6 protein-coding genes are annotated in these 6,306 nt (G+C 59.5%); 2 read left to right on the top strand and 4 right to left on the bottom strand.

Annotated features, from left to right (window positions below):
• Nucleotides 1-120 precede the first annotated feature (120 nt).
• Complete coding sequence (locus IGS58_RS28970; RefSeq protein ID WP_230523321.1) at nucleotides 121-1,200, bottom strand: tartrate dehydrogenase; 1,080 nt, start codon at nucleotides 1,198-1,200, stop codon at nucleotides 121-123.
• A 103-nt stretch (nucleotides 1,201-1,303) separates the two neighbouring features.
• Between IGS58_RS28970 and IGS58_RS28965 the strand changes: the two genes are divergently transcribed.
• Nucleotides 1,304-2,203 carry a LysR family transcriptional regulator gene (locus tag IGS58_RS28965; RefSeq protein ID WP_070254568.1) on the top strand — a complete coding sequence of 300 codons (900 nt, stop codon included), beginning with the start codon at nucleotides 1,304-1,306 and terminating at the stop codon, nucleotides 2,201-2,203.
• Nucleotides 2,204-2,207: 4 nt separating this feature from the next.
• Here IGS58_RS28965 and IGS58_RS28960 read toward each other — a convergent pair whose 3' ends face one another.
• The 3 genes from IGS58_RS28960 to IGS58_RS28950 form a co-directional block, all read right to left on the bottom strand.
• Complete coding sequence (locus IGS58_RS28960) at nucleotides 2,208-3,698, bottom strand: DUF3482 domain-containing protein (protein ID WP_092613752.1); 1,491 nt, start codon at nucleotides 3,696-3,698, stop codon at nucleotides 2,208-2,210.
• A complete protein-coding gene (locus IGS58_RS28955; protein ID WP_092613750.1) occupies nucleotides 3,695-5,173 on the bottom strand; it encodes a DUF2868 domain-containing protein in 1,479 nt (492 codons plus the stop codon). Before IGS58_RS28955 ends, IGS58_RS28960 begins: the two co-directional genes overlap by 4 nt.
• Before the next feature lie 62 nt (nucleotides 5,174-5,235).
• The gene (locus IGS58_RS28950) at nucleotides 5,236-5,925 is read right to left on the bottom strand and encodes a hypothetical protein (protein WP_081345520.1); all 690 of its coding nucleotides are present in this window, start codon (nucleotides 5,923-5,925) and stop codon (nucleotides 5,236-5,238) included.
• 57 nt (nucleotides 5,926-5,982) lie between these two features.
• Here IGS58_RS28950 and IGS58_RS28945 point away from each other — a divergent pair, with 57 nt between their 5' ends.
• Nucleotides 5,983-6,252 (top strand): hypothetical protein, encoded by a 270-nt coding sequence (locus IGS58_RS28945; protein ID WP_230523320.1) that lies wholly within the window; start codon nucleotides 5,983-5,985, stop codon nucleotides 6,250-6,252.
• Nucleotides 6,253-6,306 lie beyond the last annotated feature (54 nt).

Genomic DNA, 6,306 nt, shown 5'->3' with positions numbered 1-6,306 from the left:
CAATCGTCAACACCTTCTTTTCTACTACCCAGCCCCTGAAGGCTGTCCCTTTTGTGCCGCAAACTAGTGCGTCTCATCGGGGAGGCGAACTATAGCAAAGCCGCCCATGGGCGGCAAGCTTTATTTCAGCAATTCGGCAATTGCAATGCCCATATCGGTCGTACTGGCGCTGCCGCCCATGTCCGGTGTTCGCGGGCCATGCTCAAGCACCTTCTCAATGGCGCGCAAAACCGCGTCATGCGCCGCCGTGTAATTGGCGTCGCCATTACCGAGGAAGTCCAGCATCATGGCGCCCGACCAGATCATGCCGATCGGGTTGGCGATATTCTGGCCATAGATATCGGGTGCGGATCCGTGCACGGGCTCGAAGACAGAGGGGAACGTGCGTTCCGGATTGATATTGGCCGATGGCGCGATGGCAATCGTTCCCGTGCACGCAGGGCCCAGGTCGGACAGAATGTCGCCAAACAGATTCGACGCAACCACTACGTCGAAGCGCTCGGGACTGAGCACGAAACGGGCCGCCAGGATGTCGATATGGTATTTATCCCAGTGCACATCGGGAAAGCTGGGCCCCATCGCCTCCACCCGCTCATCCCAATACGGCATGCTGATGGCGATACCGTTCGACTTGGTCGCCGATGTCAGGTGTTTTTTTGGCCGGCTTTGCGCCAGCTCAAACGCATACGTCAGGATGCGGTCAACGCCCTTGCGCGTAAACACGGATTCCTGCAGCACCGTTTCGCGTTCCGTCCCCTCGAACATGCGCCCGCCCACGGACGAATATTCTCCTTCCGTATTTTCACGCACCACATAAAAATCGATATCACCTGGCTTTTTATTCGCCAGCGGGCACGGCACACCCGGCATCAGGCGCACGGGCCGCAAGTTGACGTATTCGTCGAACTCGCGCCGGAATTTTAGTAACGAACCCCACAGCGAGATATGGTCCGGTACCTTGTCCGGCCAGCCGACGGCACCAAAATAGATGGCGTCGAAATCCTTGAGCTGGGCAAACCAGTCCGAGGGCATCATCTGACCGTGCTCGAGGTAGTAGTCGCAATTCGCCCACTCCATGGTCGTGAACTGCAAGTCGATATTGAAACGGCGCGCGGCAGCCTCGACGACACGCAGCCCTTCCGGCATGACTTCATTGCCTATGCCGTCGCCGGCGATGACTGCGATTCTGTGTGCGGGCATGAGGTTCTCCTGTTTATAGATGGATGCGTTGATGATACTGGCGCCGCATCAGAATACAATCAGGGTATTCATGACCTCAGTATCCACATTTCGTGCTCAATCGATGAAACATACGCCGCTGCTGGAAGATTTACGCCTGTTTTGCCAGGTCGCCCATAAAACCAGTTTCGCCGCCACGGCGCTGGAACTGGGTATTTCCAAGGCGGTCGTCAGCAAGCGCATCGGCATGCTGGAAGCGGCGCTGCAAGTACGGTTGCTGCACCGGACCACACGCAGGGTCAGCGTCACCGATCACGGCGAGATCGTGCGGCAATGGGCGCAACGCATCCTGGAAGATGTCGAACAGATGGGGGAAGCGGTAGCACAGTCGAAATTGCAGCCGCAGGGCCTACTGCGCATTTGCTCCAGCTCCGGCTTCGGGCGCAACCGGCTCGGTCCCGCCCTCTCCCAGCTGGCACGGCAATATCCAAACTTGAAAATACAGCTGGAATTGCTCGACCGTCCCGTCGACCTGCTGGGCGAGGGTTTCGATCTGGACATTCGCATCGGCGTGGTGCGCGAGCCAGACCTGATTGCCCACCGCATTGCCAGCAATCAACGCGTGCTGTGCGCCGCACCCTCCTATCTGGCACAACGCGGAACGCCGGACACGCTGGCGCAATTGCGCGAGCATGACTGCATCGTCATCCGCGAGCGTGACCTGGATGGGCGACGCTGGAAACTGCAGGGACCGCAAGGGTCGGAAACGGTGAAGGTCGATGGGCCGCTATCGGCCAATAATGGCGAGATCGTCCATCAATGGGCGCTGGACGGCCACGGCATCATCTTGCGTTCGGCATGGGATGTGGAAAGCAGTCTGGCGCAAGGCAAGCTGGTGCGCATTTTGCCCGCGTATCATCAGGTCGCCGATGTGTGGGCGGTGACCACTTCGCGGCTGTCGAACTCGGCCAAGGTCAGGGCCTGCGTGCAATTTCTGGAACGGTGGCTGCAAGCCCGCGCCTGATAAGCTATACCAGACGCGCCACATCCGGATACAGACGCGCCAGGGTATCGGAGGTGATGGACGACATGACGGGCAAGACGCGCTCGGCGGCCTGCTCCGGCGATTTTTCCCGGCGCACCTCTTTCCACAGCTCGGCCAATGCGCCTTCATGGCGCGCCACCGCTTGCTCGACCTCATCCTGCCAGAAAGCCGGCGCCTCGCTTTCCACGAAATTGCCGCGGCCGCGGCCAAAGTGCGCCACCGCCAGGTAACGCAGCACGCCCGCCACCACCAGGGTGCGCAAAAAGGCATCCGTGAATTGCATGGTGGGTTCATTGCGGTCCGTGCCGGAATTAAAGCCCCAGGCAGCGCCGGCAAACGTCAGCGCACCGACCACGCCACCAAGCAAGGCGCCCGTGCCCAAAGTCAGGCCGCCGGAAATCAGGTCGGCCGACAGCCCCGTCGCCGCGCCGGAAATCATGGCCCCCAATAACCCCGCTTGCGCCTTGTCGATCGGCGCGCGCACGGCAAAATTTTCCCGTATCCGGCTATTGATCTTATGCGCATCGGTCGGGTCGAGTTTGTGCAAGATCAAGAGCTCACGCGTGGTCACGCCGCTGTGTGTATTGAGCCGTGCCACCAGGCTGGCCATGGCCTTTTCCTGGCGTTGCTGCTCTGCATTCTTACCGATGCCCACTACCTGCAAGGCCGATTTCAGCAAGCCCTTGGAGCCGAGCTCGATGGCTTCGCGATCCTGCCCTGCCACTGCCAGTTGCGTAGCCAGCAAATGCATGGCTTGCTGGAAACGCGCCGTATTCTGCTCTTGCCAGGCAGAAAACAGACGCGCATAGCCGGCTTGCTGCGACTGCGGCAACAATTTACCCACGGCTTCGTAAAACACGCGCTCATGAACCCAGCAGCGGGCAAAGGCATCGAGCGCCAGGACATCGCGCACGATGGGATACTGCTGCAAATGCTCGCGCCAGCGCGCCTGCTCGCCGTGCTCCTCATTGCCAGGACGCGGCGGCCCCATTTGATTGAGCAAGACCACCACCGGCTTATCCAGCCAGGCGAGGATTTTCATTTCCGCCGGCAAGTAGCCCGCATCCTTGGGATGTTCCGAGGAATTCACCAGGTACAGCACCACGTCGGCAGAGTCCTTGGCCGTACGCAGCGCTTGCTGGCTGAGCCAGAACGGGCGGTCGCGGTAACGGTCCAGCACTTCGCGCAGGAACCAGCCGATGGGATTGCCCGACTGGCCCAGGCGCTTGAGCAGGCGCACGGAGTCGCCAAAGCCGGGCGTGTCCCACAATTGCAAGGCATCGCCCTGCGGCGTGGCCAGCAAGGTATGCGATTCCGCAAACACGGTCACGTGGGCGGCATCGCGCACTTCGCCAATGTCCACGCCCACTAAAGTGCGCGCCAAGGTCGTCTTGCCATTATTCGTGTGCGAAATCAGCGCAAACTGAATCTGTACCGCATCATCCTGCACATTTTTATTTACATTCACACTCATGCTGCTGCCGATACTTTCAGCCCGACACCGGCATCGAGCGGGTGCAAGGCAGGATTAAGCAAATTGACCAGGGTGGCCGTGGTTTTGTGGAACTGGCAGAACTGTTGCCACAGAGCGACTCGCTCCGCCAAGCGGGCGGCATTATCCACCTGCTCGCCCGCGCGTTCCAGGTAGCTGGATTCGTCGATCAGTACAGCGATGCCGCGTGCCGACGATTGCGCCAGGTAATCGAGGAAGGCGCCGTGGTTTTCCTTTTCCGGCGTCGCCGTCAGGTTGAACAGCACGGCCGTGATATTGACTTGTGGATCATTCAAGTCCGTGTCGCGCAAGACGTCCTGCGGCTCCTCGCCATACGACGTCGATGGACGCAGCATCATGCGGCCTTGCTCGCCGAACAGCATGAGGGAGATTTGCCCCAGGCCCTTGTGACGTGCCTCATCGACAGTAAAGCTGTACGGCAAGACACGGAGCATGCCGCCAGTTGCCACGCCGATGCTTTCATTAAGCTTGCGGAAATACGGTTGATCGAGATCCAGCGGAAAGTGCTTGGCCAGGCGCGCTGCGCGCCAGTTGTTGACCAGTGCCAGTATCAGGCGGGGAACGACCACCAGCAGGAAAATCGTTGCCGCATATAAATGCACCCAGCGTGCGCCGCCTTCGACGGTCGTCGTTTGCGGGAAGCGCAGCGCTTCGATTTCCGCCAGCGAAAAGCCTTGCAAATGAAACAGGGCAATAGCCGGCGCAAACAGGGTCGAAAGCAGGCTGTGCACCTGGCTGGCATTCAAAAAAGTGCTTTCCCAACCGGCCGCGTATTGCGACAGGAAGCCGCGCGCGTACAGTGAAGCGACGGCGCCGATGGCAAACATGGCGGCGCTCAGGTGAATGGTACGGCTGAGGCGCGCGGCCGTCAGCTTGGCGCTCAAGTGCGCCCATTCCCCCATAAAACTGAGCAAGCCCGAGGACAAGGCGTGCGGCAGCTTGCGCGGCAACGCCAGGCGGCCCACGCTCAGGTGGCGCACCAGTCCCGCCTTCGGCCAGCCGAGGGAGTGCGAGGGGATGCATAGCCAGATCAGCAAGCCCAGGTAGACCAGCACATTCCAGGCGATGATCAGCAGCAAGGGCGCCGACAGCAGATCCACGCGATGGGGATCCGTGATGCGGTCCAGCCCGGCGCCCAGCAGCAGTGCCAGCAAGGGCAAGGTCAGCGCCAGGGTCTTCATGCCGTTACGGCGTTTCGCGAAGGCAGCAAAAGCGGGCGTGCGCTCGGTGATGCGCTTGAGGATCAGCTCGGAGCGCTGCTGCAGGAAATCGTCACCTGTCACTTCGGCCTGCTTGCCCGAAGCTTGCCACTGCGCAAGCTCACGCGCGCTGCGGCTGGCATACATGCGGTCATCCTCGCTGAGGACTTCTTTTTTCTGGTCGGCCGTCTCGATAGCACGGACCAATACCACTTCTCTCGCAATCTGCTCGTTCATGGTGCTCCTGTTTTTGTATGAAACGACAACTAGACAGGCAGATTGTGACGTACTTTTGTGTTTCAGGCCAACGCGTCCTCGGCCCGGAACAAATTATGCAGCAGATAGATCAGGAAAGAAGCGATCCAGGCAGACCACAAGGTGTGGGTAAAAAATTGCTTACCTTGCAACTGTTGATGCCAGCCTGCCGCCAAACCGCACAGCAACATGACACCGGCGAACAAAAGTGCCGTGCGTGGCCGTCCGGGCAGGCAGAACAATGGCAAGGCCAGCATCCACCAGGCAGTGTTCGCATGCGTGGCGGGCAAGCAGACCATGGCAGATGCGCTAGCCGGCAATGTTTCCAGCAGGCGCGTATACGGTTGCAGTCCACCATAGCGCAGCAAATCCGTGGGGCAGGGAACATCGCTGAAGGAAGAGAGCAAATAGATGCTTAGCGGCACCAAGATAGCCGACAGGGCCACCACGCGCAAGGCGCTGCGGCGTGAGGCAGACCAGGCCAGCGGACGCTGCGTGTCCCAGACCGCCAGGACTATCGCTGCCGCGGCCAGCAAGGTCATGCAGAACTGGAAACCGCGCGCCCACGCGCTGTCAGCGCCGGCAAATTGCCCACGCGCACCGTCGAACATACTGTCGGCGATCATGAGGTCGAGATTGCTGTAATTGCCGATCCAGAGTATCAGCATGGCCGAGAGCATCAAGGCGCTATCGATGCCTGTGGGAGTTTTGACGAGTTTAAGCTTGGCCAACATGGGTGTACACATTTACTTGATGAGATGAAAGGGACTGGCCACTCAAGAGCAGCAGCCATGCAAGTCATCGTACAGTATCAATATGAAGAGAACATGACGGTGCCCGCCGCGGGCAACACGGACGGGGCAAGATGGATATTTTGGGCACCTTACAAGTGTCGACTTGAATTACGCGTCAAAGGTGTTCTGGCATCCCCGCAAAAAGGGTGCGCAGCCGATAACTTCGGTCAACTCCGCCATACGTGCAGTAAAAATGTGTACAGAACAAACCGCCAGACGAAAAAAAACCCCACCATTGCTGGCGGGGTTTTTCTCTACTGCGAATAACAAGCCTGACGATAACCTACTTTCACACTGGTTGCAGCACTATCATCGGCGCAA

The sequence above is a fragment of the Janthinobacterium sp. EB271-G4-7A genome, from assembly GCF_020858075.1.
GTDB classification, from domain to species: domain Bacteria; phylum Pseudomonadota; class Gammaproteobacteria; order Burkholderiales; family Burkholderiaceae_D; genus Janthinobacterium; species Janthinobacterium lividum.
This window is presented reverse-complemented; position numbering and strand designations above follow the sequence as displayed.

Coding starts and splice junctions, on each gene's coding strand:
- IGS58_RS28970 (WP_230523321.1), bottom strand. CDS start 1,200: ATGCCCGCACACAGAATCGCAGTCATCGCCGGCGACGGCATAGGCAAT.
- IGS58_RS28960 (WP_092613752.1), bottom strand. CDS start 3,698: ATGAGTGTGAATGTAAATAAAAATGTGCAGGATGATGCGGTACAGATT.
- IGS58_RS28955 (WP_092613750.1), bottom strand. CDS start 5,173: ATGAACGAGCAGATTGCGAGAGAAGTGGTATTGGTCCGTGCTATCGAG.
- IGS58_RS28945 (WP_230523320.1), top strand. CDS start 5,983: ATGCAAGTCATCGTACAGTATCAATATGAAGAGAACATGACGGTGCCC.
- IGS58_RS28965 (WP_070254568.1), top strand. CDS start 1,304: ATGAAACATACGCCGCTGCTGGAAGATTTACGCCTGTTTTGCCAGGTC.
- IGS58_RS28950 (WP_081345520.1), bottom strand. CDS start 5,925: ATGTTGGCCAAGCTTAAACTCGTCAAAACTCCCACAGGCATCGATAGC.